The organism is Mesorhizobium sp. WSM4806 (assembly GCF_055811635.1).
On the sequence record NZ_JBVVQZ010000008.1, the window covers coordinates 65,665 to 92,538 of the forward strand.

Genomic DNA, 26,874 nt, shown 5'->3' on the forward strand with positions numbered 1-26,874 from the left:
CCTTCGACTTGAACGCCTATGGTCATCATCAACCTTGAGCAGCTGGCCGAAAGACGTGTGCTTTCGCAGCGCCGGAAAAACATCGACTGCGTGGAGGAGATACGCGCCGAATAGAACGGCGACGATCTCGTGGCTGCCGGAGATCGGGGTCCGATGAGAATTCTCGTTGTTGGAGCCACCGGCTTGATCGGCGCTTCGACCTGCGCCCGCCTCGTCTCCGAAGGACATGAGGTGGTCGGCATCGCGCGTAGCCCGCGGGCAAATGCCGCCCGTGATTACCAGACATTGGTGCTGGATATGGCAGCCGCGCTACGCCCTGAAGATTGGCTGCCGCATCTGACTGGCGTCGATGCCGTGGTGAACTGTGCCGGCGTTCTGCAGGACAGCCCGCGCGAAAAGACCGGGCAAGTCCATCGCGATGCGGCGGCGGCTCTTTTTCTCGCCTGCGCGCGGGCAGGCGTTGCCAAGGTGATCCACTTCTCGGCAATGGGTGTGGATCGGGCACAGCCTTCGTCGTTCTCGGCGACGAAATATGCCGGCGATCAGGCGCTGATGGCGCTTGACCTGGACTGGATAATCCTTCGCCCTTCGGTCGTGCTCGGCCGGCCTGTGTTTGGGGCCAGTGCATTGTTTCGCGGTCTGGCCTCGCTGCCGGTCCTGCCGTCAATGCCAGATACCGGCCGGCTGCAGGTCGTGCAACTCGAGGATGTGGTCTCGACGGTGCTCTTCTTTCTCAATCCCGGCAGTCCGTCTCGTCTGGCGCTGGAACTCGCCGGTCCCGAACAGCTGACCATGGATGAGATTGTCGGTACTTTCCGCCGCTGGCTCGGCTGGGCTCCTGCAGCCAGGCTGGTCTTGCCGGGCTGGGGTGCGCGGCTTCTCTATCGCCTCGGCGATTTTGCCGCGATGCTCGGCTGGCGGCCCCCAATGCGCACCAACGCCGCCAGGGAGATCGCACGGGGGGCGCTCGGAGATCCCACTGACTGGATTTCCCTGACCGGCATGCGGCCACAAAGCCTGGCGCAGTTCCTCGCGCTCAATCCTGCGACGGTGCAGGAAAAATGGTTTGCCGGGCTTTATGTTACCAAGCCGGCAATCTACGTCGTGCTGCCGTTGTTCTGGATCATGACAGGGATTGTGTCGCTGACCACTGGCTACGGCAACGGCATCGGCCTCATGCAAAGCACGGGGGCTGGCATCTTGTCGGCGCCTGCCGTGATCGCCGGCGCTGTTGCCGACATCGTCGTCGGCGCACTCATAGCCTGGCGGCCCACGGCGCGAAAAGGCCTCTACGCTGGCATCGCGCTCTCGCTGTTCTATCTGGCCGTGGGCACTTTCCTGCGCCCGGACCTGTGGAACGAGCCACTTGGGCCATTCCTGAAGGTCTTGCCGATCATCGTCCTTCACTTCGTTGCCTTGGCGATCCTGGAGGAGCGCTGATGCTCTATTTCGTGCTGAAGTTCCTGCATGTCATCGGTGCCAGCGTGCTGCTTGGCACCGGCGCCGGCATCGCGTTCTTCATGCTTCTCGCCCACAGGACCGGCAATGCGGCAACAATTGCGGCAGTGGCGCGCATCGTAGTGGTCGCCGACTTTCTCTTCACGGCAACTGCCGTCGTGGCGCAGCCGATAACCGGCGTCGCGCTCGCCTGGCTGGCGGGCTACTCGCTCTCCGAAGGCTGGATCGTGCTGTCCATCGCGCTCTATATCGTCACCGGTGTGTTCTGGCTGCCGGTGGTATGGATGCAGAGGGAAATGCGCAATCTGGCGTCCGAAGCCGCCAAAACGGGGGCCCCGCTGCCGGCCCGGTATACCAGGCTTTTCCGGCTGTGGTTCGCCTTCGGCTTTCCCGCCTTTGCTGCCGTCCTCGGGATTTTCTGGCTGATGATCGCGCGGCCGACGATCGAGTGGTAACGCCTTGCCGCGACAGATGTCGTGGCTTCGATTTCGGCGCTGGAACATCTTTCCCATGAATGCGTTCGGCGCGGATGGATCAACCCGCGCGCAAACGCCGACATTCAGCCTCGTCCGCGACCGAAGCGGATGTTCTCATTGTTGGCGGTGGACCTGCGGGGCTGGCGGCGGCTATCTATCTCGGCAGGTTCCGTCATCGGGTCGTCGTGGTCGACGCGGGTGAACCGCGCGCGAGGCTGATTGCGGAAAGCCGCAACTGTCCGGGATTTCCGGAAGGGATCAGCGGCCCCGATCTTCTGCAGCGGCTTCGTTCCCAGGCCGCCAAGTTCGGAGCGACACTGATCCAGGATCAGGCATCATCGGTCGAGCCGACCGTAGGCGGGTTCGGCGCCGAAACCAACGGCGGGCGGATCGTCGCCCGAAAGGTATTCCTGGCGACAGGTATCGTCGATGTCGTGCCTGCAATTCCGCGTCTGCGCGAGGCCATCGCCAAAGGCAGCGTACGCCTTTGCCCGGTTTGTGACGGCTACGAAGTCATAGATCGTCAGGTCGCGGTCATCGGTCACGAGGCGCAGGTGCTGCGAGAGGCCTTGTTCCTCAAGCAGTATACGCAGCACGTCACAATGATCGCACGCTATCTTCCAGATTTTTCCGCCAGCACACGACGCGTGGCCACGGAAGAGAACATTGCTATTTGCGACGCATTCAAAAAGTTTGTTCCCACCGACAGCGGCTACCAGGCCATCCTCAAGGACGGCGAGGTGCGCCATTTCGACGTCATCTATCCGGCGATGGGATGCCAGGTGCGTTCCGACCTTGCGCTGGCAATGGGCGTCAAATGCTGCGACGAGGGCTATGTCATCGTCGACAAGCATCAGCGGACTTCGGTCGAGGGGGTGTATGCCATCGGCGACCTGGTCAAGGCTCTGAACCAGATCGCAGTCGCCTTCGGCCAGGCTGCGATCGCTGCGACAGATGTTCACAATGACCTGGCCCTCGGCTACGAATAAGGCCCTGAACATTAAAGGGCACAGATATACGGTAGGCGGGGCGAGCGGGATGGCACCAGCTATTGTTGTGGTGCTGGGTTTCCCAGCCCCTCCAACAGTGTGCTCAAGGCCGCATCCAAGGGGGCCGATCCCACCTTCTCGGGCACCAGGAGTCCATCGATCGCAAGCATGGTCATGCCGTGGATGAGCCCCCAGCCGGCTGCCGCCTGACCTTCGATAGGCCGCTTGCGAATGCTCCCCGCGGCCTGGCCCCGCCGGAGGATTTCGACGAGAACGTCGAATACCGCCAGCGCCCGCTCATTGAGATGCATTCCCACCGCTTTTCCCTCCTCCGCGCTAAACATCAGGCGGTAGAGAGCCGGATTGTCCGTTCCGAACGCGACGTAGGCTCGAGCTAGCGGAGTAATTTCGTCGCGCAGAGTTTTCGGCGCTTCAGACTTCGCTGCCGATAGGGACTCGCGCAGCCGATCGAACCCAATCATAGCGATCTCCGCAAGCAGCGCGGCCTTATCGGGGAAGTGCTTGTAGGGTGCCGCGTGGCTTACGCCAGCCCGGCGGGCGACTTCCCGCAGGGTGAACTGCCAGCCCTTCTCCTCCCGAAGCATATCCAACGCCGTCTCGATAACCGCACGGCGGAGATCACCGTGGTGATAGGGGCGGCTGGGTGCGTCCTGCATGGTACCTCAAAGTTTCTTGTGAATACATTGTTGACAGTGGCTACTTAAAGGCCTACATCAAGGGCGTAAGTTTCTCCTGTCTACATCGGAGTGGACCATGAGCGCAATCGCAAAAATCAAAGGGATCTATGAGCGGGGCCGTTGGAACCTCCAACCTTCTGCGCGCGCCCTTCAGACAGCCAATCGATACCATCTTCAACATGATGCTCCGGTGACCAGCATGCCGTCATCAAATCGAGCTCAGGAGCATCAGCACATGACGACCGACCCATTGTTGCCACTGCACGGCTCCTGCGAATGCGGCGCTTGCTCGTTCGAGGTGCGTACTGCCCCGAAGGGTAGATTCCGGTGCCACTGCCTGATTTGCCAGGCGTTCAACGGCAAACCGTTTGCGGACGTAGCTGCCGTTCGCGCCAAGGGTGTCGTGCTGAAAAACGCCGGCAATATTTCATTCAAGAAATACCGTCCGCCGCCGAACTTCAATCGCGGGGCCTGCCGGACCTGCGGCAAGCCGGTTGTGGAGGTTGCGGGCTTTGGGCCGTTCAAGACGATGTTCATCCCGGCCAGCAATTTCGAGCCCGGGGCCCGGCTGCCGCCGGTTCGGATGGATATATTCTATCACCGTCGTGTGCTGGACATGCCCGGCAGCCTGCCCAAGTACAGCGGCTATTACCCGAGCCTTTTGGCAGTCGGGAAAATGATCATGAGTGGCTTGTGAATTGGTGAGTCGAGTTACTTGGGTGCCATCGACGTGATGGTCTCGGCGCTGTCCGGCATCTACCTGTCGTCATGCGGCATCATCGGCTCGATCTTCGGCAGATCGGCCAGGTTCATCACGGCCTCACCGAACTGAACTATGCTTTTGGGCGTGACATGGCGGCGCGGCCAGATCCTTACGGAAGTTACGGGGGATGGCTCACGTATATCTGTGCCCGTTTCATGTCCGGGGGCCGATAAGCTCTCGAAACCTATCTCGCTAGCGCAGCATGGCTGCCAGCACGAAGGCCGCGGCCGCTACGAGAACGACTGCGGCAATCACCAGCACCGGCCAGTTCTTGCCAGGCTGAAGACCAGGCTCGCTTGCTGCCGGCCGCATCGCATCGCCGAAGCTTGCTTCATTCGTGAACTCAGGCTGTCGCCGTGGACGAGCCTCGGCGACAGGATTTGGCATACCGGCCGCTTCGGCGTCGGTCTTTTCAGGTGCCGCGGCAGGGTCGAACCCCGGGGTCTTGTCCTGTGTCGCCCCGGCCTGAATATCGCCTCTCGCTTTGGTCTGATCTCGTCGGACGGCCATCATGGTCTCTCCCCTGACACCAAACTTCGATCTGGCTCAGCGGTTCCAGTCTGCGCCGCATTTGCTGAACACACCCGATTTTCCGAACAGACCCGGTTTCTGAACAGACTTGGCGCTGATCCGGCTTCTGCGGAACAGAGGGCGGCTTTCGCAGTTGTGTTTGGATCATTGCCTGGTGAGTTGGCCATGCCGTCTGCACTTGAGCAACTGGCTCAATCCGTGAAAGAGCGACGAGCGATCTTGTTCGTTGGGGCGGGTGTGTCGATGAGCGTCGGCCTGCCATCCTGGGAGACGCTCATCGAGCATATGGTGGATGAACTCGGCCTCGATCGAGACGTGGTCGACAGGCCAGAGTCCAGTTACCAGGCTCTTGCCGAATATTACCGGCTAAAGCATGGCAGTCTCGGCCCCTTGCGCAGTTGGATGGATCGCGAATGGAGCGTCTCGCGGGAAAAAGTCAAGGGATCGGCGATCCACAAGCTGATCGTGTCACTCGATTTCCCGATCATCTACACAACCAACTATGATCGAAACCTTGAGGTTGCGTTCGAAGTCCACGACCGCGCGTTCGTGAAAGTGGCCAATGCCAAGGATATCCCCAAGGTGAACGGCGAGGTTACCCAGATCATCAAATACCACGGCGATTTCGACGACGACGCGTCTCTCGTCCTGGCGGAGTCCGACTATTTCGAGCGGCTGTCGTTCGAGTCGCCGTTGGATGTGAAGTTTCGCGCCGACGCACTCGGGCGCACTGTCCTGTTCATCGGCTACAGCATGTCCGACATGAACATCCGTCTGTTGCTGTATCGGCTTTGGGAAACCTGGCGTCGGTCCGGTTATGAAAGGAATCGTCCGAAATCGTTCGTCTTCATGCCGCAACCGAGCGTCGTCCAGGAAGCGGTCCTCGGACGCTGGGGTATCGACATGCTGACCGACGAGGCCGATCGGCCGGAGGATGCTCTGGTGGCATTCCTGAGCAAGCTCAAGGACGCGATAGACCAGGCTTAGTGCCGATGCGTTCGGCCGGCCGGGAACATTGTAGATCGTTGCGACGTTCATAGCTGCGAAGGGATGCTGTTTGCGGAGGCCTATGATGGGCCAGTTCCAAATGATCGATCTCGTTTCCGTCATCGACGCCTGCACCACCGACCGCGCCGCAGGGCGATTGGTGTCGATGGCCAAAGCCGTCGAAGAGTTGCGGGTGCTGACCGGTGATTTCATCTCGCCGGACGAAATCGTGGCCAACGCACTGTCGCCGGTGGCGTGGGCGCGCGGCTGCGCGGTTCTGTTCGACGAGCAGCCGGGCGCCGATATCCTGCACACGCCATGGCAGGATGCCTGACTGAGGACGCCTGAGCGTGCCGAATATCGGCAGCCGCGCCGGCCGGGCGCTGCACGCACTGAATATGCCGCCGTCGGGAGCGCTGGCGGCGGTACCGCAGCAGGAGCGTTTAGCCACAATCCGTGAAACCGGAGAAATGCTATGAACAAAAACGAGACCCGTTACGAACATGGCGCGACCAAGTACCCTCCCAAGAAAGATGCCGACGCGTCGGATCAATTCTCGCAGGAGGCAGCCGGCAACAAGAAGCCTGTCGGCGGCATGGGCCTGACCCGGTCAAGGGACGAGGTGGAGGACAAAACCCATCAATCCGAAGGGCAGGACCCGCCCAGGCGGTCCACGCCCAGCGCAGCGACCGAAAAGACATCCGGCGCCGGTCCGTCGATCGCCGAGCGCTCCAAGGACGCCAAGGCTCCGAAGAGCGGCCGCCAGCCAGGCGCCTACACCAAGGACTGACCGGCCAGGGAGCTCAGCCCATCATCGTCTTCAGCGGCTCCCTAGCGAGGTTTGCTTCGATCTCCTTGCGGCCCGGCGTTTCCCGCAGGGCTGTGAGCATGTTCTTGCGATATTCGTCCGGCATGCGCGGCGGCAGCATAGGTTCGTACGCGTCGACGACCGCCTCTATGATCACCGGGCCTTCCGCGGCAAACGCGGCATCAAGAACCCCATCGAAGTCTTCAGGCCGGGTGACGCTGTAGCCGATGCCCCCCATAGCCTCCGCGGCCAGGGCGAAATCGATCGGCTGGAGTTCGCAGGCAAATTGCGGGTTGCCAAGGAACATCATCTGCTCCCAGGCGATCTGGTTGAGCATGTTGTTCTTGATCACCAGAAGCTTGAGCGGAATCCTGTAACGCACGGCCGTCGAAAATGTGTCGACAAGGATCTCGGCGGTGTTGGGCATGGTTGCCTCCAGTGTGTTGTCCCGGGCCAATGACCGCCCCAGGCCAAGGACAACCGGGAGAAGCAGGGCGAGGGCGCTTATAAGAAGCGGCGCCGAGATTGACGCCTCCGGCGTGCACGAGGTGCGGGGCCGCTCCGCCTGTGGAAGAGCTGGGTGAGATAAAGCCGTGCGTGCCCCGCGCAGGGGGCGACCACCCACAGGTTGGTTAAGACGTTGTCGCCGACACCCCAGCGCCGTAGAAACCGGTCTCCCGCATGACGCCGTAGTGCAGGGCCACGGCGTTGAAGTTTGCGCTGCCACGTGTGTAGGTTGCGGCAAACATCCCGGCCGCTGGCGCGGCGTATGGGCCGAGCAATTCGCCTTACCGGCAGAAGCAGAAAACGCTAGAATGAACTCCTGCGACGGTTCCAACTGCGCCAAAGACGAGCGCGATGAGCGCGGCGCTCGCCCGAGCGGATTCTGGTGCAACTCCTACCACGTTGCGCTCATGCACCCGGAGACTTGACTGCGAGGGAACGTGGGGATTCCGCTCACCCGTCTGCTGACACTTTGACTTCGCTTGGTGCGCGTCAGGCCTGACTTCCGGCTGATCTTCAGATAGCGGCGATGTCCAGCTTCGAGCCGTCGACCAGACGCGACAGGCGGAACGGTGAAGGATCGACGCAAGGCGTGTCGTTTACGACAAGCTCTGCGGCCAGATAGCCAAGCCCCGGGCCCAAACCGAAGCCGTGGCCCGAGCAGCCCGCCGCGAGGACGAGGCCTTTCACCCCGTCCACCTGCGACACCACAGGCACTGCGTCCGGCGTGCAATCGACGAAGCCGCCCCAGGCACTATCGATCTCTATATCGCCGAGTTGGGGGAAGGTCTTCCGGACACTCTCCACCACTTGGCTTACCAGCCATTTTAAGGGTGGAGGATCCAGCACCCGATTCTGTTCGAAGATCCGATCGTCGCTGGTCAGCAGCGCCGGCATTGAATCCGGCCCCGAAAGGAACGATTGGCCGATGCCGAGCCTGACGTTCTTCAGGCGACGCAAGAATTGCGGCATGAATTCCCGGCTATACCGGATAGCCTGGGGCGTGATTTCGAGGTTCGCCTTGCCGCTGATCGCAAGCGTATAGCTGCCGTCCAGTCGGCGCGTGATCGTGCAGTAGGGTGTGGAGACCGCCTCGCCTATGTTGATTGTCGGGGTGGAACGCAGCGCGGTCTGCCGGATGCTCGCTTGGGGGAAACTGATCCCGAGCGGCCTAAGGAAGCGCGAGGACCAGGCGCCAGCGGCGCACAGCACCGCGCTGGTTCTGATGTAGCCCTTCTCCGTGTGCACGCCCGCAATCTTGCCATTGGCCAAGTCGAGCGCCCGCGCGGCGCATTCCTGGTGGATGGTGGCGCCCAGAGCTCTGGCCCCATCGGCGATAGCCGGCGCGGCGAGCGCAGGTTCGGCCTTACCATCCCGGTCCGAATAGGTCCCGCCGACCCATTTGTCGCGCGCTTCGGGGACGCGCTCGGCCACCTCCGCCCGGCTCAGCATGCGGGTGTCGACCTCGTACTCCCTGGCGACCTCGCGCCACCTTTCCCAGCCGGCGAGCACAGCCTCGTCGTGAGTGGCATAGACGAGACCGCAGCGTCGAAATCCAAGGTCCCGATTGATATCGCGCGTCAGCTCGTCCCACAGTCGCATGGAGATCACCGAGAGCGGCAGTTCGCGCCGATCGCGGTTCTGCTGGCGGCACCAACCCCAGTTTCGGCTCGATTGTTCACACGCGACGTGGCCCTTCTCGAGCAGAGCCACAGAGAGGCCACGCTTCGCCAGGAAATAGGCGGCCGCAGAGCCGAGGATGCCGCCGCCAACGATGACGACGTCGACCTCGGCCGGGAGACGCTCATCGCTGTGAATGCGTTCGACTCGGGGCGACATGTTCCAACCAACCTCGGCTGCCAAGAATGCGGAAGCAAAGTTCCGATCAGCCCTTCATCGCATCGTGCGCTCGAAAGAATGTGCCGAAATCATCCAGGACTTCGCCAGATGTGCGGGTTTTTGATCCCTTGATCGATACGAGCTGCTCAAGCCCGACCGAGTTCCAGTTCGGCGCAGGGCGGCGTAACCTGCTCGCGAGTCCGTTGGATCGCGCTTGACGGTCTTGAGCCTGCGAGCGAAGTTGTAGGCGGCAACGAAGTCGGCGAGGTGGTACCTGAGCTGATCGTGGCTCTCGTAGTAGAAGCGTTTGACCGTGGCGTCCTTGATCGTGCGGTCCATTCTCTTGCAGCTTTACGCGCTCGCTGCGGCGGGGCGTCAGACGTGGACATAGGTCGCCGAACGACGGAGATGCTCTGATGTTCCATCGGAACACCGCGGGGAGAAAGACTGACGGATCATGGCAAATGCGGATAGCAGCCCGGAGCAGATGAGCGAATAGACGGTTTATTCGGCCGCCATCTCGGAACGATCCCGCCGCCCTGCCATTATCGCCATAAGGACAGGCTCAGATCGTGGTGGCGCACGATTGGTCCGCTTCGGCAAGGACCGTGGCCAACTGCAATCACCGGAAGTGGACGGTTCCGCCAGCGATCTGGGCCTCAAAAAATCGAACGCAAGGCACCTTGGAGGAAACCAATGGCTGGACGCAGAACCCATGAGCAGCAATTGCGCATCATTGAAAAGCGGGAGAACACGAAGGGCGCCGGCAAGGATTTCGACGCAGAGGCTGACCTGAAGCGATCAGCAGCGGAACGTGAAGCGCGGCGCAAGGGGTCGGAAATCAGGTCCAAGACACCCGACCTCGTTGACCCTGACGATCGCAACATCCTTCGCGGAGAAAATCAGGAGAGCGTTCATCACAAGAACCGTCCCGACGACTAAGAATTGGAGCAAGCCGATGGCAAAAGGTAGCAAGAAGCACATCGGAGCGGGTGCGCGGGGAAAGGGTTCCGGTGCAGGCGCCATGACCACCACCCCAAAGGACAAGCTCGAGGAAAACAAAGTCCTGTCCAACCGCGACAAGGCCCAGCACACGAAGCAACGCGGTCTGGATTCCAGGCAGATCGCGACTGAGCAGCGCCAGGATCACGCTGCCAATCGTTTGCGCGATTGACGGCTCAACCGCCGCTGGCGCGCGGTGTCGCGGCCCTGACCGGGGCCGCGCTTCAGGTCGGCTGCTAGCGCAAGGCCGTTTGGCTCAGGCCAGGCCTATTCGCCACTGAAGAGCGGTTCTATCGGATGGCGCGATTTGGTCATTTTGAGTTCGCGCAGAAATATCGCCGCGCTCGACGATCGCCATCGGTTGTCGGTCCTTGCTAGCCATGGCGTGCTCCTTCGACAGATCGCGTCGACGACCTGCTCTCAAACTGCTCTGCCTCACGCAGCAGCCGGATCACTTCCGCGTCCGTGGTCTGTTCAAAATCCTCATAATACCGGCTCACCGCAACAAACGGCTCAGGCGTGGCGAGACAGACCACTTCGTCCGCATCGGCTTTGATCAGGTCCAGCGTGTCCCGAGGTGCGACCGGGACGGCCAACACGACATGCGCGGCGCGATCCTTCCTTAGCGCCTTGAGCGCCACTCTGACCGTGCCTCCAGTCGCAATGCCGTCATCGACGACGATGACGGTCCGGCCCAGGACCGAAGCCGCAGGCCGGCTTCCGAGATAGAGGTTTCTGCGACGTTCGATTTCGAGCAGTTGCCGCCGCTTCTCTGCTTCGACGTATTCGTCTGACGGCCGGACCAAAGCCATCGCCTCCTCGTTGAGGACGAGCTGCGGATTTTCCCCGTCGATGACCGCGCCGATGCCATATTCGGAATGGCCCGGCGCGCCGATCTTGCGCACAAGCAGCACGTCGAGCCGAGCACGGAGTGCCTTCGCCACTTCGAAGCCAACCGGCACGCCGCCGCGCGGCAGCGCCAGCACCAGTGGATCGGTTGCCGCGAACCTGACCAAAGCGGCGGCAAGCTGGCGCCCCGCATCCGTTCGATCTTTGAATCCCAAGGCGTCAAAGCGCATGGTCTTCACCCTTTTGACCCTGGCATCGCGCTGCTCAGGCCCGGATTGTCGAAAACACCCCGGCCGGTCGCGCTCCTCGACCAAAATTCCTTACTGGCGAAACGACGATAGGAGGCAATTGTTTCGTCTCACCTTGGTAACATTTGCCGAACCATGCGATTGGCCCCGGTTCTGCTGCTGGCCCGGAGGGCGTCTCAGGCAATGGGCTAATGCCGTGGCCTTGGCGCGCGAAAAAAACGCTGCTGGAACAATCGATCGCCCTGCTGCGTTCGACTGTTTTGCTCCTTCCTGTCAGGGATGCTCGATGGCGCCACGACCTTTCTGGAAAGGCTATCTGAAGCTTTCGCTGGTGACCTGCCCGGTGGCGATGGCGCCCGCTACCACCGAGAGCGAGAAGGTCCGGTTCCATACGCTCAATCGCAAGAGCGGGCATCGGGTGGTCAGCCAATATGTCGATGCCGTCAGCGGCAAGCCCGTTGCTGAAGACGACGAGGTCAAGGGCTACCAGCGCGGCGAGGACGAATACGTCCTGCTCGAGGACGACGAGATCGACGCAGTTGCGCTCGAGAGCACGCGTACCATCGACATCGACATGTTTGTCGATGCCGACAGCATCGGCTGGATCTGGTACGACAAACCGCACTATCTCACCCCTGACGACCCGGTTGGGGAGGAGGCATTCTCGGTCATTCGCGACGCGATGCAGTCGACAGGGACAGTCGGAATATCGCGGCTGGTCATGTACCGCCGCGAGCGCGCCGTCATGCTTGAACCACGAGGCAAGGGCATTGTGCTGTGGACACTGCGCTATGGCGAAGAGGTTCGCGATCCCGAGAATTATTTCGGCAAGATCGATGACGTCAAACCCGACCCGAAACTGATGGATATGGTCTCGACCCTTATCGATGAGCGAACCAGGCAGTGGGATCCCGCCATGACCGGAGATCCCGTCCAGGCGCGGCTGCTGGAGATCATTGCCTCGAAGAAGAAGGGCAAGAAGGGCCCGGCCAAGGCGAAGGCCAAGGCCGAGCAACCGGCCAGCAACGTGATCAACATCATGGATGCGCTGCGCAAGAGCATCGGCTCGGAGCCCGGAAAGCGGAAATAAACGCCTGGGAGCAGGCTGGGCTGGGGGACAAAGGCAGCACAATGAAGGTCATACCCCGCGATCCTGCTTTCGACAGCACCCGCCGATCCAGCGATTTCCTCCTGCCGCTCGATACGCCTCCGATGGAGGCAAAGGCGGCCGATGCGATTCCCGAAGGAGAGGGATGGCAGTATGAACGCAAATGGGATGGTTTTCGCTGCCTGGCATTTCGGCAGGATGATGCGGTCGAGTTGCGCGCAAAGTCAGGCAAGCCGCTCGGACGCTATTTTCCCGAACTCGTCGCGACATTGAAGGAACTGCCGTCGCGCCGTTTTGTCGTCGACGGGGAAATCGTCATATCGGTCGACGGCAAGTTTTCGTTCGACGCGCTCCAGATGCGGCTTCATCCGGCCGAGAGCAGGATCCGCAAGCTGTCCGCCGAAACCCCGGCTAGCATCGTCCTGTTCGACATGCTCTGCGATCAGCACGGAACCGTCTGGTTGGCGCGGACCCTGAAAAAACGGCGAGCGATCCTTGAGGCTTTCGTCGCTTCGGCAAACCGCAGGAACATCGTGCTTTCGCACTGCACGCGCGATGTGAAGGAAGCCCGCTCCTGGCTAGGGGATGCCGGACATGGGGCGACAGACGGCGTCGTCGCCAAGCGGCTGGACGGTCCGTACCAACCGGGGGTGCGCGCGATGGTGAAGGTGAAGCGGCTGCGGTCGGCCGATTGTGTGGTCGGCGGCTTTCGCTATCTCAGCAGCAGTCGTCAGGTCGGATCATTGCTGCTGGGTCTGTACAACGAGGCCGGCAAGCTCGACCACGTCGGTTTCACCTCGACGATTGCCAAGGAGGACAGGGCCGAGCTTACCCGCAAGCTCGAAGCCATGCGCGAGCCACCGGGCTTTACCGGAAAGGCGCCGGGCGGGCCGAGCCGCTGGAGCACCGAGCGCAGCGGCGAATGGGAGCCGGTGCGGCCCGAGCTGGTGGTCGAGGTACGCTTCGATCACGTCACCGGCGACCGTTTCCGGCACGGCACCAAGTTCCTGCGCTGGCGGCCGGACAAGGCTCCGGAGCAATGCACGTTCGAGCAGGTCGCCTGATTATTCCGATGCATGCACTTCGTAGTGCCGTCCTCAAGCCGCTTTCTTGCGCCGGTTTGCACGGTCTTCGATTGGCGCCGCGGCCGCGCGGAAATCCTGCCAGGGGTCCGACGACAGCGAGGCAAGCCGGGTCGGCGTGTTCTCGACGGTAAAATAGGCCGGTCCGATGCCGGGGCCGAGCTCGTCCCAGGCAAGCGGCATCGACACCGCCGCACCCGGCCGTGCTCTTGTCGAATAGGGTGCGACTGCGGTCGCGCCGCGCTGGTTGCGCAGATAGTCGACAAGGATTTTCCCGCGCCGTTTCGATTTTGTGATGGTCGAGACGTAGCGGTTGGGATTGTCGGCGGCCATGGAGTCGGCAATCGCCTTGGTGAAGGCTTTTACAGCTGGCCATTCGGCTTTCGGCTTCAATGGCGCCACGACGTGCAGACCCTTGCCGCCGGAGGTCTTGATGAAGGGGACAAGCCCCGCATCCTTCAGCCGGTCGCGGGTCTCGACGGCGGCTTCGATCACCGCCTCCCAGCTCACGCCTTCGCCGGGGTCGAGATCCATGATGATCGTGTCCGGACGCTCCCAATCGCTCACCGTCGAGCCCCAGGGGTGGATCTCCAGCGACGCCGACTGGACGAGACCGATCAGCCCGTCGAGATCATTGATGCTGATCAGCCGCTCGTCGGGCGGATCCTTGGGGTCGTGGACCAGTACGATGTTGGGGTTCAGCCCCTTCCAGGCATGCTTCTGGAAGAATTGCTCGCCCGAAATCCCGTTGGGACAGCGCACCAGCGCCAGCGCGCGGCCGACGATGTAGGGCGACACATAACGCCAGACCTCGGCATAATAGTCGGCGAGGCCTTCCTTGGTCACGCCCTCGTCCGGCCAGTAAAGACGGTCGGGATGGGTGAGCTTGACGGTCCGGCGCTGAGGTTTGGCCACCTCCTTGCTCGTCTTCGGCGTCTCGCGCGTGATTTCTTTCGCCGGCTTGTCTTCGCGCAACCCGCGGAACGAGGCGTGGCGCAGATGGCCGTCGGCGGTCCACGCCCGGAACTCGACTTCGGCGACGAGGTCCGGCCTGACATAGCGGACTTGCCGAGCCTCGTCGGCGCTCAGCCGTTTTTCGAACGGGCTTGACGGAATGCGTAACCGCTCGAGCTTCTTGAACAGGCTCTCGGCGACCGCTGCCGTGTAGCCGGTGCCGACGCGCCCGACATGATGCAGCTTGCCGTGGTCATAGACACCCAAGACAAGCGAACCGATCGCCTTGCGCGACGTTGTCGAGGGGACATAGCCGGCCACGACAAATTCCTGCCGCGCCGAGCATTTCGACTTCACCCAGTTCTTGCTGCGGCCGGCGCGGTAGGGCGCATCGCGAAGCTTGGAGACAATGCCTTCCAGGCTCAGCCGACAGGCATGTCGCAGCACCAGGGCGCCATCCTCCTCAAAATGGCCGCTGTAGCTGATGATGCCGCTGTTACTGCCGATGATTTTTTCCAGCAATTCCTTGCGCTTGATTAACGCAACGTCGCGCAGATCGTAGCCGTCGAGATGAAGCAGGTCGAAGACGTAGAAGTGAAAGCGATCACTGCGGCCCTCGCTGAGATCGGCTTGCAGCGCGGAAAAATCCGATGCGCCGGCTGACGTCTCGACCACGAGTTCACCGTCGATCAGCGCCGTCCCGACAGGGATATCGGCCAGCGCCGAAACGACCGCCTTGCCGAATTTCTTCGTCCAGTCGAGACCGCTCCGCGTCAACAGTTTGACGCGGCCGGCTTCGATCCTGGCCTGCAGCCGGTAGCCGTCGAATTTGATCTCGTGCAGCCAGCGCTCGCCCGACGGCGCTGACGAGACCAGGGTCGCCAGCGTCGGTTCGACGAAATCGGGAAGCGCCGCCTTCTTGGCGCCCTTGATCTTTGACGGTTCGGGAACGCTGATAGTGGCGGGGGCCTCTTCCGCTGGAGCTGGCCTGGTGCTGCCGCCGCGGCGCCTGCGAATGCGCCCTGTCTTAGACGACCAGCCGGGCTCTTCGCCGGCGACGTCCTCTATCTTGCGGCCGGTCGCGACGGATTCCGGCCGCTCGTCCAGAATGTCGGGATCACGTTCGGTGCGCGCGGCGTCATCGTCGCCTTTGATCAGCAGCCAGTTCTCGCGCTTCTCCCGGGGCTTTCCGGCCATCCGCACAAGATGCCAGCGGCCGCCAAGCTTCTCGCCGTGAAGTTCGAAGTCGAGATGGCCTTTCGCATAGCCGCGATGCGCGTCGCCGATCGGCGCCCAAGTGCCTCTGTCCCAAAGGAGGACGGTGCCGCCGCCATACTCGCCCTTCGGGATTGTGCCTTCGAAGTCGCCATATTCCAGAGGATGGTCCTCGACGTGGACGGCAAGACGCTTCTCGCCGGGGATCAGGCTCGGCCCTTTTGTGACGGCCCAGCTCTTCAGGACGCCGTCCATTTCGAGACGAAAATCATAATGGAGCCGGGTGGCATCGTGCTTCTGTATGACGAAGCTGTTGCCGGTCCTCGGCGCCCTGCGGCCCTGCGGCTCCGGGGTAACGGAAAAATTGCGCTTCTTGCGGTAGGTCTCGAGCGCCATCGGTCAGCCGGCCTTCCGACGCGGCGCTGTCTGCTTCGCCTTGGCATGGCGCGCTGGCTTTGACTTTGCCGCGGGCTTTCTTGTCGAGGGCTGCTTCCCGCCAACGCCGGCACTCTGGCGCAGCGCATCCATAAGGTCGACGACCCTCTCCCGCTTGGCCGGCTTCGGAACGGCGATCTTCTTGCCCTCGAGCTTTGCCTTCACAAGCTCGGCCAGCGCCGCCTCATAACGGTCGTCGAATTTGGTCGGATCGAATTTGCCTTTCTTGGTCTTGATGATGTGTTCGGCCAGTTCGAGCATCTCGCCCTCGATCTTCAAGTCGGGGATGTTGTCGAAAGCCTCCTCCGCCGAGCGCACCTCGTAATCGAAATTCAGCGTCGTTGCGACCAGGCCTTCGTCATAGGCGCGGACGAGCAGGGTCCGGACGCGCCGAAACAGGACGGTCTGGGCGATGGCGGCGACTTTCTTCCTGCGCATGCCTTCGCGGATCAGCCCAAACGCTTCCTCCGCGTGTTTGTCCGACGGGGCCAGGTAATAAGGCTTGTCGAAATACACGTCGTCGACATCGGAACAGCCGATGAAGGCCGAGACCGACAGCGTCTTGTCGCTCTCGGGAACAGCGGCTGCGACCTCATCGGGTTCGAGCACGACGTACTCACCCGAGCCGATCTCATAGCCTTTGACCTGGTCGTCCTTCTCGACCGGCTTGCCGCTATCGCTGTCGACGAAGGCGCGATGCACCCTATGACCGGTGGCGCGGTTTATCGTGTGGAAGGCGATCCGCTCGGAGGTTGAGGCAGCCGTATAGAGCGCCACCGGGCAGCTGAGTTCTCCGATTTTCAGAAAACCCTTCCAATTTGCTCTCGGCGCCAAGACGATAGCCTCACTGTCACAAGCGTTGCACAGGAAATGCAACGTGGCGGCGCCGAGATTTGTTCCTTTGGCGCCTGCTCTGCGATGATCAGAAGGGTCCTGGGCCAGCAGACAAGCCATTCCGCTGCAACCAAATTCACCACCCGTCGTTGTCGAGCAGCAAGGGAGCGGTTGGCCATGACGGGATTATCCATGAGGAGACTGTCGTTTTTGTCGGCGCTGGTGGCGACTCTGGCTCTGGCGGGTTGCAGCAACGAGGCCGAGCCGACACAGGGCAGCACCAGCAGCACTGAGCCGACCCAGAGCAACACCAACACCGTCGATCAAAATCCCGAAGTCGACAAGGACCCGACGCCGAAGACGACCACGGGCGGCGATCAACCCGGAACGCCGCCCGCGCAATGAGGGATCGGCCGACCGACCGGATTCTCCCGGATGCATTACGCGCGACAAGGGCAAAAGATCTCATCCCGACGGGCTCTGTTCGACCAGATGGTAGCTAATACCGGTCGCGAATGAAGGCGTTGAAAAACCGGCCTTTTGACCAGGCCTTGCGGAATGCCGCATAAGTTTGCGGCGGCACGTCGTTGAAATCGTAGCGATTTCCGCTTGGGACAAACCATACGGAGAGGGTCCTCGTCGCCGGGTCGTAATTGATGCTTTGGATAACAGTTGAAGGCATTTCCCAACACTCGACGCGCCTGGGCAATAACCGCCCCGGCAATCCGGGTTCCATCTCGCGCATGTGGAGGCAATGATCCGGCGGGCCCCAAGGCCTTGCCGCCACGGGCCGGCTTCACCAATTAGGGTTGATGCCATCGCTCAAAACCAGGCAGCCGCAATCCGCTGGCCAAGGCGACCTGTTTCGCGCGCCTGACTTTCTCGCGCCCGACTTTCACGCACGTGACGACCTGCCGGAAGGATTTTGCTACCGGCCGGAGCTGATCACGGCGGAGGAAGAGGCCGAACTGGTGCGGCAGCTCAAAAGTCTCGCCTTCCAGCCTTTCGACTTTCATGGCCATCTCGCAAACCGGCGCGTCGCCGGTTTTGGCCTGCGCTACGATTTTGACCAACGCAAGGTGGTCGAGGCGCCGCCGATCCCTGCTTTTCTGATGCCGCTCAGGGACAAGGTGGCGGCATTTGCGCGGCTGCCCGCCGATGCTTTCGTGCACGTCTTGATCAACGAGTATCGGCCCGGCGCGGGTATCGGCTGGCATCGCGACAAGCCGCAGTTCGATGCCGTGGCCGGCGTTTCTCTTCTTGCGCCATGCAGCTTTCGGCTCCGCCGGAAGAACGGCACGAGATGGGCTCGCGTGACCGTCACCCTCGAGCCAAGGTCGGCTTACCTGATGAGGGGCCTGGCGCGCACCGAATGGGAGCACAGCATCCCGCCGGTTGCCGCGCACCGTTATTCGATCACCCTGCGGACCCTGCGGCCGCAACGGTCGCCTCGATCAGAAGCGATAGTTCGATGACCAGAATCGAGACCGGCTCCTGTTTTTGCGGTTCGATAAGTGCTGAGATGCATGGTGACCCGTTCTGGATTTGCTCCGATCACGATGACGATTGTCGCAAGGCGATAGGCAGCCCGTTGACCGTCTGGGTCGGCTATCGACCGGCCCAATTCAGATTGCTCACCGGCGCGCCAAAAAAATTCTCAAGGACCCGAGGCGTGCTCCGCACCTTCTGCGCCGATTGCGGGACATCCATAGCCTACCTCGACCAGGGGCTTCCCGAGGAACTTTATCTGACGATCGGCTTCTTCGACCACCCCGAGCACTTTGCGCCGCAGGCTCATGCCTACTGGGACATGAAGCTGCCGTGGGTGGAATTTGGCGACGATCTGCCGCGTGTGGGAAGATATTCAAGGCGGCGCGATCCGGCGGTCGGAAATCCGGCCGACCGGTAACCGGCAACGCCGCCGATGGGACCCGAGTGGCCCAGCTGAATTGAATTGCGATCAGTTTGTAATCCAAACGGACCGGCATCATCGCTTCTTCACGCCGCTTTCTATACTATCTGTTGAGCGCAAGGCATAGGTCGGAACAGGCAGAAAAATTTGGCACAACGATCGGGAAGCGCAGACCTTCCACTTCATGGCGGACGCGTGCCGAAATGGCTCGGCGACCGTATGACGCGCCTTGGAGCCGTCATGTGCGAGGCGATCATTCACCATTACGGTCGCGAAGAGCTGCTGCGCCGGCTGGCGCATCCCTTCTGGTTTCAATCGTTTGGCGCCGTCATGGGAATGGACTGGCATTCCTCCGGCATCACGACCAGCGTCATCGGCGGCCTCAAACGTGGTTTGGCTCCGCTTTCCGGCGAACTCGGTATTCACGTGTGCGGCGGCCGCGGCGCGCATTCGCGCAAGACCCCGCATGAGCTTGCCGCCATCGGCGAGCGCGTCGGCTTCGACGGAACAGGCCTGGCGATGGCCAGCCGGCTTGTCGCCAAGGTTGACAGCGCCGCCGTCCAGGACGGCTTCGACCTTTATCTGCATGGCTTTATCGTCACCGATGACGGCGACTGGGTCGTGGTACAGCAGGGCATGAACGGCGACAGCAAGGTGGCGCGCCGCTATCACTGGCTGTCCGAAGGCCTGAAGAGTTTTGTCGACCAGCCGCATGCCGCCATCGAAGGCGCCAACCAGGGCGAGATCGTCAACCTGACGGACCGCCGGGCCGATGCCTCGCGCAAGGGACAGTTGGATCTCCTGCAGGACCTCGGACCGGATCGCATTCTGAGGGAGTTCGCCGCGCTCGAACGTGACGTGGCTGCCGCACCGGAGCCCGACCAGCCAATGCTGCCGCACCTGGTCATGCCGGCGCACCACGACGTTCGCGAAACCGATGTCATCATGCGTCGTCTTCATGGCAACATGGCGGCGGCTGCCGAGCGTGGCCCCGCCGATTTCTCCGAACTTCTCCTGGTACCCGGCGTCGGTGCGCGCACGGTGCGGGCGCTGGCGCTGGTCGCCGAGGTTTTGCATGGCGCGCCATGCCGGTTTTCCGATCCCGGCCGCTTCTCGCTGGCACATGGCGGCAAGGACAGGCATCCGTTCCCCGTGCCGCTGAAAGTCTATGACGAAACGATCGGCGTCCTGAAGTCGGCCGTCCACAAGGCCAGGCTCGGTCGCGACGAAGAACTCGGCGCCTTGAAGCGGCTGGACGAGCAGTCGCGGCAGGTCGAACGCTATGTCACCGGCCCGAGCCTGAAGGAAATCGTCGCCGGAGAGTTCGATCGGTCGCATCAGCTCGGCGGCCGCAGCGTGTTCGGCTGGGAGGCCGCACCCGAGCCGCCCGCGGATGCTAAACAAATCAAACAAAAGGGATGATCGGACCGGAACGCAGTTCAGCGGACCAAGTGGTGAAAATCTGACGCTTGATACCCAAAACGAAATACCGATTTCGACCCTTCTCTGCCCTTCTGTCGGAGAAATTGAAGGGAAGCCTTGACCCGTAACGACCTTCCTGACATCGCGCTTCAACGTCCGCACAGGGGGTGAATGCTGTCATTGTTGCGCAGTCGTGGAGCGACGAGCCACTGAATCACGATCTGCGAGCAGGTAACCGATCGGCCAGCGCCGTGATCACTCGGGGTCGGTTCGACTCGCCGCCGCGGGGACAATGAGACCTTGGCATGCGACATGGCAGATACTGTGGGCTGGACAAATCATGGGCCGGCCGCATTCCGACCCGACCCGGAACTCGGATTGGGACGCTTTGACAAAGCGCACGTGATTTCGTCGCGCGAGATACCAATGTCGTTAAGAATGTCATCCGGTGACCGGCTCAACCCGTCCGTTATCATCCACATAGCTTTTCGCTCGGCGCGAAGGCGGAACCATCCGCGAATGTAGCCAATGGTGCCATTATGAAAACTCGTCCACATCGAAGTCATCTTAATCATCGGCTCGAACACACGGCACGGAACGGCACTGGCGGTATTCACCGCGAGAAGGACCGGTTACGTAGCGTCTGACTCGTCTCAATTCCGAACTTATCGGTCTCGTCCGGCTGGGCGCACCGCGGCGGCAGCGACTGCAACCGCGCCGGCGAGGGTTGAAATGCTGATTGTTTTTCGTAACATAGTTCTGTTTCCTTTCAGCGATGATGGTTCATCAAGCGATCAAGATGACATGCATAGGTTGTGCCGGCCGACAATATAAGGCCAGAACCATCATCTTCTTCTACAAACAATTGCTATGCTAAGTTTACGGTGCGTGAGGTTGCGCTCGAACACAACGAATATATATTTCAAAGCTAATTTTATAGCTTTAGCAAGCTATATTTTAACGGCAAGCTTGACAAATCCACCGCTAACCTCTCGGTGCTCCACCCAGGGTGGTCAAGAGACGTTCGGCAAAAACGGGTTTGCGGGCCAGGGCCGCTTCGGAGCGGCGGCGGATGCTTCGTTCCTTCTCTCACCGCTTGCGCATGGGCATTTGTCGCTACGCTATCGGCCTGCGTCGTGCTATACTTTTTGTTTGGCTTCCTTCGACGGGATGGAGAGATGTTCGCCCTGTCAACCTTGACGCGGAGAAGCATTGGCGTTGCTCTTGTCGGTTGCGCTTTCCTCGCGTCGGCTGCCATGGGAGCGGGAGATACTGAAGATGTCGCGATGGGAATCCGACTTGCGGAATTGCTTCGCGCGGGGCGAAGCGTTGTCTCCAACTATCAGACACTAATCAACGATCCAGCACTTGGCGACAAGCACCTCGACAGCGAGCGGTTCGCGAGCGAGGCCATCGCCGTTTACTCAAAAAACACCGGCCAGGACCCGTTTTCCGGCGAATTGACCAATCGCGACCGGCGTCTGCTTGAGGCCCAGATTGGGGCTATGCGGGAGGTGGTGGACGAGCAGCAAGATGACATCAACCGCGCTGGGATCGGGTTCAAGGGCTTCGTGCCGGCCGTTTTCGCGCGTCTGTTGAATGAGAAATTCGCCGCCAAGGTTGGCAACGAAGCTCTGGTGCGCGTGACAGCGCCCGAGCAACTCGTGCGCAACCGCAAATCTCTTCCGGACGCTTGGGAAGCCAGCATCATCGTAAGCGTCTTCTCAGATCCGAAGAAAGCAAAGGGCGAAGCCTACACGGATGTGACCGAGGTGGAGGGACGCCCGGCATTTCGAATGCTCCTGCCCGAATACTATACGGAGTCGTGCCTTTCCTGCCACGGCGAGCCGAAGGGCGAGATCGACATAACTGGATATCCCAAGGAGGGCGGAAAAGCCGGCGATTTGGGGGGCGCAATCAGCATCGTCTTGTTCAAATGAGCGTCCTGGAACAGACACCCCACGAGGTGGAAGCCATACCGGCGCCGTCGAAATCCCTGGGACGTCGCCTTGCCAGTCTGCCGATCGCGGCCCGCGTAGCTGCACTGACAGCGGCCGGCCTCATTAGTCTCATCGTATCTTCCATCCTTCTCACGCAGGCGCTTTATCGCAGTGCCGACCGCACCGCAGACACTAAGGCATTGTTCGATCTCGCGGCGAATGCGGCTGCGGCGCACGTGACCTTCGGCGAATTGCGATACTGGCTCACCGATTTGTCGGTCAGCTTGCTAATGAACTCCCAGCGGAATGCCGAGCAGGCGCGTGAGCGACTGCTGGACCAACTGGACGGCCTTTCGAAATCATCCCCCGATGCAGTGAGGGAAATCCGTGTCGAGATCGATGACTATGTCAAAAGGGCACTAGAGGCGGCGGACAGCTATACTCAGGATAACCGCATCATTGGAAACGCTCTCCTGGCGGAGGCGCGAACCCACAGCACGAATGTCGATGCCGCCCTTAACGAACTTGTCGAGGAAGTGAGCGCCGAGGCAGAAGCTGCTCGCAACGAGGCTGTAAGGCTAGCCCAGAAAACCGCGACTACCGCTGCCATTCTGGTGATCATCGTGCTGTTGATTGGGTCGCTTCTTACAATCCTTGTTCTTCGCTCGATCATTGGCCCGTTACGGCGGCTGAACCGGGTCATCGGCGAACTGACGCAAGGACGCTACGATATTGAAATACCGATTGAGGGAGGCGACGAACTCGGCGCAATGTCGCGGACGCTTCGACTTTTTCGCGCGGGCGCGATTGAAAAGAAACGACTGGAAGACGAGGCGGAGCAGCAAAGACGGACGATCGCAGCGGCGCTTGAGGCAATTTCTGACGGATTTGTCCTATTCGATCCGCAGGACAGGGTCATCCTGGCCAACAGCAAATTTTGCGAATTCTTCCCTGACCATGCGCGAGCTTCTCTTCCTGGGCAAAGCTTTCAAGAAATCTTGGAGCAACGCCTGGCGGGCGGGCAAGTCGACCTTGCGGGCGCGTCGCCGGAGGAGTGGATTGCCCAGCGGTTACACATCCACAAGGACCCGGCGGGCTTCGTCTGTGAGGATCGGTTCGGCGACAGATGGGTTCGCGTAAGCAGGCGAAAAACGCCTGACGGCGGCGCGGTCGCCGTTTACACCGACATCACGGAATTGAAACAGAGACAAGACGAACTCGAGCGCGCCAAGAGCCGTGCTGAATCGACGAATGAAGCCAAGAGCCGCTTCGTCGCATCCGTCAGCCACGAACTGCGTACGCCGCTGAACGCGATTATTGGCTACAGCGAGATGCTGATCGAAGATGCGAGCGACCAGCACATGGTGGAACTCGTTCCGGAACTGGAGAAGATCGCCGCGGCTGGTCGCCATCTCCTGGCGCTCATCAACGACATCCTCGACTTGTCAAAGATCGAGGCGAACAAGATGGAAATTTTCTTGGAAACGTTCGTCGTCGCCGATTTGATGCGCGACGTCCAGGCCACAGTCGCGCCTCTGATGGCGAAAAACCGAAACGGTTTCGTACTGGACCTCGACGACGACCTCGGGAAAATGCATTCGGATCAGACGAAGTTGCGTCAGAACCTGTTTAACCTGCTCAGCAACGCCGCCAAGTTTACCGAAGGGGGTCGTGTAACACTCACGGTGCGTCGCGACAGACGACCAAAGGGCGATTGGCTGATATTCAAAGTGTCCGACACCGGGATCGGGATGACGCCGGAGCAGCAGGAACGGCTCTTCGACGCTTTCACGCAGGCGGACGCATCCACCACTCGCAACTATGGCGGAACGGGGCTTGGCCTCAGCATAACCCGGAGTTTTAGCCGAATGATCGGAGGCGTTGTAAAGGTCGAGAGCGAACTCGGAAAAGGCTCGACCTTCACAATGGAGATTCCAGCCGAGTTCAAAAAAGAATCTGGCGAGCAACACCCCTCCGAAGCTGTGCCGTTGCCGCCACGAGACAAGGCGGTTCTGATCATAGATGATGAACCAGCCGCCCGAACCGTCATCGCCAGGGCCTTGGCGGAGGCGGGACTGGCATCGTTCGAAGCAGCAAGCGGCGAGGAAGGAATAGCCGCTGCTCGAGCGCATCGCCCCGCGGCGATCATTCTCGACATCATCATGCCGCATCAGGACGGCTGGTCAGTGCTGCGATCTCTGAAGAACGATAGGGAGCTTTGCGAGATTCCTGTGATCCTTGCGACGATACTTGCAGATCGCGAACTCGGCCTCTCACTCGGGGCGGTTGAATACCTGACGAAGCCGATCGACACCGAGAAGCTGATTCAAACAATTGAGGCTTGCGGCGGTGGCAACCGCGATGTGCTTGTAATTGATGACGACCAAGCCTCCCGCGATTTCCTTCGGCGTATCCTGATCAAGAAGGATTGGCGGGTTCACGAGGCAAGCGACGGCGCGCGCGGACTTGGCCTGATGAAACGGTTGTTGCCGCGCCTGGTGGTGCTTGATCTGCTGATGCCCGAAATGGACGGGTTTCAGACATTGAGTGAGATGCAGCAGACGCCCGAACTGCAGAATATTCCGGTGGTCGTAGTTACCTCGAAAGATCTGTCGATGAACGAGCTCGAATGGCTCCGCGATAGGGCGGTTGCCGTTGTGACCAAGGGCGCGAACAGCAGGTCTCAATTGGTCAAGGCGCTCGAACGCCAGATTTCCGCGGCCGAGTAGGTTGGCCCGGCATCTCAGTTCGTTGACCCATCGTTAGAAGAGGCCGAAGATGACGAGAATCCTTCTGGTGGAAGACAACGAAATGAATCGCGACATGCTCTCGCGGCGGTTGTCGCGGCGTGGGTTCGAAGTGCTTATTGCGGAAAACGGACAATCCGGCGTGGAACTAACCATTTCGGAAAGACCGGATCTGATCCTTATGGATATGAGCCTGCCCGTGATGGACGGATGGGAGGCGACGCGGCGGATCAAGGCTGATCCGGCCACCTCGGGGATCCCTATAATCGCGCTTTCTGCGCATGCTATGACCAGCGATCGGGAATTGGCGCTTGAGGCCGGCTGCGATGACTACGACAGCAAGCCGGTGGACCTGCCGAGGCTTGTCCAGAAAATCGAACAATTGCTTGCCGCAAATCCGTGAGCCGCCGAGTCGGCGGATTGGAGACATGACTGCCAACGAGTTCCAACGCCACGCAATAGCCGCCCATCTGGCGCAGCGGCTTGCTGGACCGGCACGGGCAATCTCGGGATTTCAGGAACTGCTGCTAGAACAGGTGCAGAACCATAGTCTGGTGCACATCACTCCAGATCTTGAGAGGGTCGGCGCCGCTGCCCGGCAATTGAACAGCCTCATCGACAGCTTGATCCATGGCAAAGCCGACTGTCCGGACCATGCAGGGCGCGAGATCGAGGCGAAACTGCGCCACGATTTGCGAACACCACTCAACGCGATTATCGGCTATTCCGAAATGATCCTTGAAGCAGCCGAAGAATTGCACGAACACGCATTGGACGAAGATGTCAGGGTGATGCTCGCGGCTGCGGCCGAGCTGTTGGCGCATGTCGATGCAATTGCCGGCCTATCGCGCGCCAGCGACAACGAAGCGCTGTGGACGACGGATCAGGCAGAGATCGATGCAGCAGGGCTTGAAAGGGCGCTCGGCAAGACGGAGCACGATGCATTCTCAGGACGCAGCGGTAGAATACTTGTCGTCGACGACATCGGCAGTAACCGCGATCTTCTCTCGCGCCGCTTGCTGCACGACGGTCATCAGGTAGTCACTGCCGAGTCAGGCCTGTCCGCGCTGACCCGCCTTGCGGAATATGAATTCGACCTTGTTCTGTTGGACATACTGATGCCGGACATGAACGGCATCGAGGTGCTCTCGCGATTGAAAGCTGAGCGCCGGTGGCGGCACATCCCGGTCATTATGATCTCGGGGCTGAACGAAGTCGACGCCGTGGTCCGCTGCATCGAGGCGGGAGCCGACGACTACTTGCTTAAACCATTCAATCCGGTCCTGTTGCGCGCCCGGATCAACTCCAGTCTGGAGAAAAAGCGTTGGCGCGACCGCGAGCACCAGTATCTTCAGCGGATAGAGGCGGAAAAGCGGCGGGCCGACTCGCTTCTACATGCCGTCCTGCCCGGTCAAATCGTTGCGCGGCTGCAAGGGGGCGAGGAGATCATTGCGGACCGGTTCGAGGAAGTGACCATCCTTTTTGCCGATATTGTCGGATTCTCGCCTATCGCAGCGAAATTGCCGGCATCCGACCTTATCAAGCGCCTCGACCGGATGTTCAGCATGTTCGACGCGCTGGCGGAGAAGCATTCCGTGGAGAAGATCAAGACAATCGGAGACGCGTATATGGCCGCTTGTGGTCTTCCGGAGCCGGCGGCCGATCACGCCGACAGGACCGTGGCGCTGGGAAAGTCCATGCTGGACTCGTTGAGGCTCTTGGCGTCGGGCAGCGATAGTTTTCGCGTCCGAATCGGCGTACACACCGGACCGGTGATCGCCGGTCTGATCGGCCGACATCGGTTCGTCTATGATGTCTGGGGCGAAACCGTGAACATCGCAAGCCGGCTCGAATCCCAGGGCGTAGCCGACCGCATGCAAATCTCGGAGGCAACCAGACGCGCTTTGCACGACTCTTGGGAGCTAGAACCGCGCTGCACTGTGGAACTGAGAGGCGTCGGCACGATGGAAACCTATCTCGTTCGACACTGATGTCTGATTTCCTCAAAGCGACGCGTAAGCGAGTAGCTTACGGCACCGGCGTTGAGAGGCTATCACTACCATAGCATTCGCG

General features: G+C 60.9%; 26 protein-coding genes and 2 pseudogenes. 19 read left to right on the top strand and 9 right to left on the bottom strand.

What is annotated here, in order from left to right; translation table 11 throughout:
- The first annotated feature begins 153 nt into the window (after window positions 1-153).
- From AC0L2M_RS14200 to AC0L2M_RS14210, 3 genes are read left to right on the top strand one after another with little or no spacing between them, the layout of a single operon-like run.
- Window positions 154-1,440 (top strand): SDR family oxidoreductase, encoded by a 1,287-nt coding sequence (locus AC0L2M_RS14200; protein WP_473535175.1) that lies wholly within the window; start codon window positions 154-156, stop codon window positions 1,438-1,440.
- A complete protein-coding gene (locus AC0L2M_RS14205; RefSeq protein WP_473535176.1) occupies window positions 1,440-1,913 on the top strand; it encodes a DUF2269 family protein in 474 nt (157 codons plus the stop codon). Before AC0L2M_RS14200 ends, AC0L2M_RS14205 begins: the two co-directional genes overlap by 1 nt.
- Window positions 1,914-1,972: 59 nt before the next feature.
- Window positions 1,973-2,923 carry an NAD(P)/FAD-dependent oxidoreductase gene (locus AC0L2M_RS14210; protein ID WP_473535177.1) on the top strand — a complete coding sequence of 317 codons (951 nt, stop codon included), beginning with the start codon at window positions 1,973-1,975 and terminating at the stop codon, window positions 2,921-2,923.
- A gap of 59 nt (window positions 2,924-2,982) precedes the next feature.
- On the opposite strand, the gene AC0L2M_RS14215 is transcribed toward AC0L2M_RS14210, so the two are convergent.
- A complete protein-coding gene (locus AC0L2M_RS14215) occupies window positions 2,983-3,600 on the bottom strand; it encodes a TetR/AcrR family transcriptional regulator (protein ID WP_128247520.1) in 618 nt (205 codons plus the stop codon).
- 97 nt (window positions 3,601-3,697) lie between these two features.
- Between AC0L2M_RS14215 and AC0L2M_RS14220 the strand changes: the two genes are divergently transcribed.
- Complete coding sequence (locus AC0L2M_RS14220) at window positions 3,698-4,318, top strand: GFA family protein (RefSeq protein WP_473535178.1); 621 nt, start codon at window positions 3,698-3,700, stop codon at window positions 4,316-4,318.
- Window positions 4,319-4,576: 258 nt separating this feature from the next.
- Here AC0L2M_RS14220 and AC0L2M_RS14225 read toward each other — a convergent pair whose 3' ends face one another.
- On the bottom strand, window positions 4,577-4,894 hold the full coding sequence (locus tag AC0L2M_RS14225; protein ID WP_031255729.1) for a hypothetical protein: 318 nt from the start codon (window positions 4,892-4,894) through the stop codon (window positions 4,577-4,579).
- 186 nt (window positions 4,895-5,080) lie between these two features.
- On the opposite strand from AC0L2M_RS14225, the gene AC0L2M_RS14230 reads away from it, so the two are divergent.
- From AC0L2M_RS14230 to AC0L2M_RS14240, 3 genes are all read left to right on the top strand, one after another.
- Window positions 5,081-5,902, top strand: a complete 822-nt coding sequence (locus tag AC0L2M_RS14230; RefSeq protein ID WP_128247517.1) for an SIR2 family NAD-dependent protein deacylase — start codon at window positions 5,081-5,083, stop codon at window positions 5,900-5,902.
- An 85-nt stretch (window positions 5,903-5,987) separates the two neighbouring features.
- Entirely contained in the window at window positions 5,988-6,236 is a 249-nt protein-coding gene (locus AC0L2M_RS14235) for a hypothetical protein (protein ID WP_287228727.1), read from the top strand.
- A 141-nt stretch (window positions 6,237-6,377) separates the two neighbouring features.
- Window positions 6,378-6,692: a hypothetical protein gene (locus tag AC0L2M_RS14240; RefSeq protein ID WP_287239413.1), complete on the top strand. Its 315-nt coding sequence runs from the start codon at window positions 6,378-6,380 to the stop codon at window positions 6,690-6,692.
- Between the two features lie 13 nt (window positions 6,693-6,705).
- Here the strand turns inward: AC0L2M_RS14240 and AC0L2M_RS14245 are convergent.
- From AC0L2M_RS14245 to AC0L2M_RS14255, 3 genes and pseudogenes are all read right to left on the bottom strand, one after another.
- Window positions 6,706-7,104: pseudogene (locus AC0L2M_RS14245) on the bottom strand (thiamine pyrophosphate-dependent enzyme); the annotation flags it as partial.
- 626 nt (window positions 7,105-7,730) lie between these two features.
- A complete protein-coding gene (locus AC0L2M_RS14250; RefSeq protein WP_473535179.1) occupies window positions 7,731-9,053 on the bottom strand; it encodes an NAD(P)/FAD-dependent oxidoreductase in 1,323 nt (440 codons plus the stop codon).
- Between the two features lie 213 nt (window positions 9,054-9,266).
- Window positions 9,267-9,398: pseudogene (locus AC0L2M_RS14255) on the bottom strand (IS481 family transposase); the annotation flags it as partial.
- A 351-nt stretch (window positions 9,399-9,749) separates the two neighbouring features.
- On the opposite strand from AC0L2M_RS14255, the gene AC0L2M_RS14260 reads away from it, so the two are divergent.
- Together AC0L2M_RS14260 and AC0L2M_RS14265 are read left to right on the top strand one after the other, a co-directional pair.
- Entirely contained in the window at window positions 9,750-9,995 is a 246-nt protein-coding gene (locus AC0L2M_RS14260; RefSeq protein WP_128247512.1) for a hypothetical protein, read from the top strand.
- Between the two features lie 16 nt (window positions 9,996-10,011).
- Window positions 10,012-10,227: a hypothetical protein gene (locus tag AC0L2M_RS14265; RefSeq protein WP_027154083.1), complete on the top strand. Its 216-nt coding sequence runs from the start codon at window positions 10,012-10,014 to the stop codon at window positions 10,225-10,227.
- Between the two features lie 202 nt (window positions 10,228-10,429).
- Here the strand turns inward: AC0L2M_RS14265 and AC0L2M_RS14270 are convergent, their stop codons facing one another.
- On the bottom strand, window positions 10,430-11,134 hold the full coding sequence (locus AC0L2M_RS14270; protein WP_473535180.1) for a phosphoribosyltransferase: 705 nt from the start codon (window positions 11,132-11,134) through the stop codon (window positions 10,430-10,432).
- A 304-nt stretch (window positions 11,135-11,438) separates the two neighbouring features.
- On the opposite strand from AC0L2M_RS14270, the gene ku (AC0L2M_RS14275) reads away from it, so the two are divergent.
- Together ku (AC0L2M_RS14275) and AC0L2M_RS14280 are read left to right on the top strand one after the other, a co-directional pair.
- Window positions 11,439-12,242: a non-homologous end joining protein Ku gene (ku, locus tag AC0L2M_RS14275; RefSeq protein ID WP_473535181.1), complete on the top strand. Its 804-nt coding sequence runs from the start codon at window positions 11,439-11,441 to the stop codon at window positions 12,240-12,242.
- A gap of 41 nt (window positions 12,243-12,283) precedes the next feature.
- Window positions 12,284-13,324 carry an ATP-dependent DNA ligase gene (locus AC0L2M_RS14280; RefSeq protein ID WP_023801340.1) on the top strand — a complete coding sequence of 347 codons (1,041 nt, stop codon included), beginning with the start codon at window positions 12,284-12,286 and terminating at the stop codon, window positions 13,322-13,324.
- Between the two features lie 33 nt (window positions 13,325-13,357).
- Here the strand turns inward: AC0L2M_RS14280 and ligD are convergent, their stop codons facing one another.
- Together ligD and ku (AC0L2M_RS14290) are read right to left on the bottom strand one after the other, a co-directional pair.
- The gene (gene ligD / locus AC0L2M_RS14285; RefSeq protein WP_023801341.1) at window positions 13,358-15,907 is read right to left on the bottom strand and encodes a DNA ligase D; all 2,550 of its coding nucleotides are present in this window, start codon (window positions 15,905-15,907) and stop codon (window positions 13,358-13,360) included.
- A gap of 3 nt (window positions 15,908-15,910) precedes the next feature.
- Window positions 15,911-16,780: a non-homologous end joining protein Ku gene (gene ku, locus AC0L2M_RS14290; RefSeq protein WP_031255739.1), complete on the bottom strand. Its 870-nt coding sequence runs from the start codon at window positions 16,778-16,780 to the stop codon at window positions 15,911-15,913.
- A 177-nt stretch (window positions 16,781-16,957) separates the two neighbouring features.
- Here ku (AC0L2M_RS14290) and AC0L2M_RS14295 point away from each other — a divergent pair, with 177 nt between their 5' ends.
- Entirely contained in the window at window positions 16,958-17,185 is a 228-nt protein-coding gene (locus tag AC0L2M_RS14295) for a lipoprotein (protein WP_245268702.1), read from the top strand.
- A gap of 94 nt (window positions 17,186-17,279) precedes the next feature.
- Here AC0L2M_RS14295 and AC0L2M_RS14300 read toward each other — a convergent pair whose 3' ends face one another.
- Window positions 17,280-17,525, bottom strand: a complete 246-nt coding sequence (locus AC0L2M_RS14300; RefSeq protein WP_473535182.1) for a KTSC domain-containing protein — start codon at window positions 17,523-17,525, stop codon at window positions 17,280-17,282.
- 67 nt (window positions 17,526-17,592) lie between these two features.
- On the opposite strand from AC0L2M_RS14300, the gene AC0L2M_RS14305 reads away from it, so the two are divergent.
- From AC0L2M_RS14305 to AC0L2M_RS14335, 7 genes are all read left to right on the top strand, one after another.
- Window positions 17,593-18,255 carry an alpha-ketoglutarate-dependent dioxygenase AlkB gene (locus tag AC0L2M_RS14305; RefSeq protein ID WP_023801345.1) on the top strand — a complete coding sequence of 221 codons (663 nt, stop codon included), beginning with the start codon at window positions 17,593-17,595 and terminating at the stop codon, window positions 18,253-18,255.
- Window positions 18,252-18,689, top strand: a complete 438-nt coding sequence (locus AC0L2M_RS14310) for a GFA family protein (protein WP_473535183.1) — start codon at window positions 18,252-18,254, stop codon at window positions 18,687-18,689. The genes AC0L2M_RS14305 and AC0L2M_RS14310 overlap by 4 nt, the downstream gene beginning before the upstream one ends.
- A 150-nt stretch (window positions 18,690-18,839) precedes the next feature.
- Window positions 18,840-20,114 carry a DUF763 domain-containing protein gene (locus tag AC0L2M_RS14315; protein ID WP_473535184.1) on the top strand — a complete coding sequence of 425 codons (1,275 nt, stop codon included), beginning with the start codon at window positions 18,840-18,842 and terminating at the stop codon, window positions 20,112-20,114.
- Between the two features lie 1,178 nt (window positions 20,115-21,292).
- The gene (locus AC0L2M_RS14320; protein ID WP_031255742.1) at window positions 21,293-22,054 is read left to right on the top strand and encodes a Tll0287-like domain-containing protein; all 762 of its coding nucleotides are present in this window, start codon (window positions 21,293-21,295) and stop codon (window positions 22,052-22,054) included.
- The gene (locus tag AC0L2M_RS14325) at window positions 22,051-24,783 is read left to right on the top strand and encodes a hybrid sensor histidine kinase/response regulator (protein ID WP_473535185.1); all 2,733 of its coding nucleotides are present in this window, start codon (window positions 22,051-22,053) and stop codon (window positions 24,781-24,783) included. Before AC0L2M_RS14320 ends, AC0L2M_RS14325 begins: the two co-directional genes overlap by 4 nt.
- A gap of 49 nt (window positions 24,784-24,832) precedes the next feature.
- Window positions 24,833-25,204, top strand: a complete 372-nt coding sequence (locus AC0L2M_RS14330; RefSeq protein WP_031255744.1) for a response regulator — start codon at window positions 24,833-24,835, stop codon at window positions 25,202-25,204.
- Window positions 25,205-25,229: 25 nt separating this feature from the next.
- Complete coding sequence (locus AC0L2M_RS14335; RefSeq protein ID WP_473535186.1) at window positions 25,230-26,792, top strand: adenylate/guanylate cyclase domain-containing protein; 1,563 nt, start codon at window positions 25,230-25,232, stop codon at window positions 26,790-26,792.
- Window positions 26,793-26,874: the final 82 nt, after the last annotated feature.

Bases quoted from the DNA above. Each gene is read 5' to 3' on its own strand.
- AC0L2M_RS14325 (WP_473535185.1), top strand. From the start codon at position 22,051: ATGAGCGTCCTGGAACAGACACCCCACGAGGTGGAAGCCATACCGGCG.
- AC0L2M_RS14220 (WP_473535178.1), top strand. From the start codon at position 3,698: ATGAGCGCAATCGCAAAAATCAAAGGGATCTATGAGCGGGGCCGTTGG.
- AC0L2M_RS14265 (WP_027154083.1), top strand. From the start codon at position 10,012: ATGGCAAAAGGTAGCAAGAAGCACATCGGAGCGGGTGCGCGGGGAAAG.
- AC0L2M_RS14215 (WP_128247520.1), bottom strand. From the start codon at position 3,600: ATGCAGGACGCACCCAGCCGCCCCTATCACCACGGTGATCTCCGCCGT.
- AC0L2M_RS14230 (WP_128247517.1), top strand. From the start codon at position 5,081: ATGCCGTCTGCACTTGAGCAACTGGCTCAATCCGTGAAAGAGCGACGA.
- AC0L2M_RS14210 (WP_473535177.1), top strand. From the start codon at position 1,973: ATGCGTTCGGCGCGGATGGATCAACCCGCGCGCAAACGCCGACATTCA.
- AC0L2M_RS14200 (WP_473535175.1), top strand. From the start codon at position 154: ATGAGAATTCTCGTTGTTGGAGCCACCGGCTTGATCGGCGCTTCGACC.
- AC0L2M_RS14305 (WP_023801345.1), top strand. From the start codon at position 17,593: ATGCCATCGCTCAAAACCAGGCAGCCGCAATCCGCTGGCCAAGGCGAC.
- AC0L2M_RS14260 (WP_128247512.1), top strand. From the start codon at position 9,750: ATGGCTGGACGCAGAACCCATGAGCAGCAATTGCGCATCATTGAAAAG.
- AC0L2M_RS14280 (WP_023801340.1), top strand. From the start codon at position 12,284: ATGAAGGTCATACCCCGCGATCCTGCTTTCGACAGCACCCGCCGATCC.
- AC0L2M_RS14295 (WP_245268702.1), top strand. From the start codon at position 16,958: ATGACGGGATTATCCATGAGGAGACTGTCGTTTTTGTCGGCGCTGGTG.
- AC0L2M_RS14235 (WP_287228727.1), top strand. From the start codon at position 5,988: ATGGGCCAGTTCCAAATGATCGATCTCGTTTCCGTCATCGACGCCTGC.
- AC0L2M_RS14300 (WP_473535182.1), bottom strand. From the start codon at position 17,525: ATGCGCGAGATGGAACCCGGATTGCCGGGGCGGTTATTGCCCAGGCGC.
- AC0L2M_RS14250 (WP_473535179.1), bottom strand. From the start codon at position 9,053: ATGTCGCCCCGAGTCGAACGCATTCACAGCGATGAGCGTCTCCCGGCC.
- AC0L2M_RS14320 (WP_031255742.1), top strand. From the start codon at position 21,293: ATGTTCGCCCTGTCAACCTTGACGCGGAGAAGCATTGGCGTTGCTCTT.
- AC0L2M_RS14330 (WP_031255744.1), top strand. From the start codon at position 24,833: ATGACGAGAATCCTTCTGGTGGAAGACAACGAAATGAATCGCGACATG.
- ligD (WP_023801341.1), bottom strand. From the start codon at position 15,907: ATGGCGCTCGAGACCTACCGCAAGAAGCGCAATTTTTCCGTTACCCCG.
- AC0L2M_RS14205 (WP_473535176.1), top strand. From the start codon at position 1,440: ATGCTCTATTTCGTGCTGAAGTTCCTGCATGTCATCGGTGCCAGCGTG.
- ku (WP_473535181.1), top strand. From the start codon at position 11,439: ATGGCGCCACGACCTTTCTGGAAAGGCTATCTGAAGCTTTCGCTGGTG.
- AC0L2M_RS14270 (WP_473535180.1), bottom strand. From the start codon at position 11,134: ATGCGCTTTGACGCCTTGGGATTCAAAGATCGAACGGATGCGGGGCGC.
- AC0L2M_RS14240 (WP_287239413.1), top strand. From the start codon at position 6,378: ATGAACAAAAACGAGACCCGTTACGAACATGGCGCGACCAAGTACCCT.
- AC0L2M_RS14310 (WP_473535183.1), top strand. From the start codon at position 18,252: ATGACCAGAATCGAGACCGGCTCCTGTTTTTGCGGTTCGATAAGTGCT.
- AC0L2M_RS14225 (WP_031255729.1), bottom strand. From the start codon at position 4,894: ATGGCCGTCCGACGAGATCAGACCAAAGCGAGAGGCGATATTCAGGCC.
- AC0L2M_RS14335 (WP_473535186.1), top strand. From the start codon at position 25,230: ATGACTGCCAACGAGTTCCAACGCCACGCAATAGCCGCCCATCTGGCG.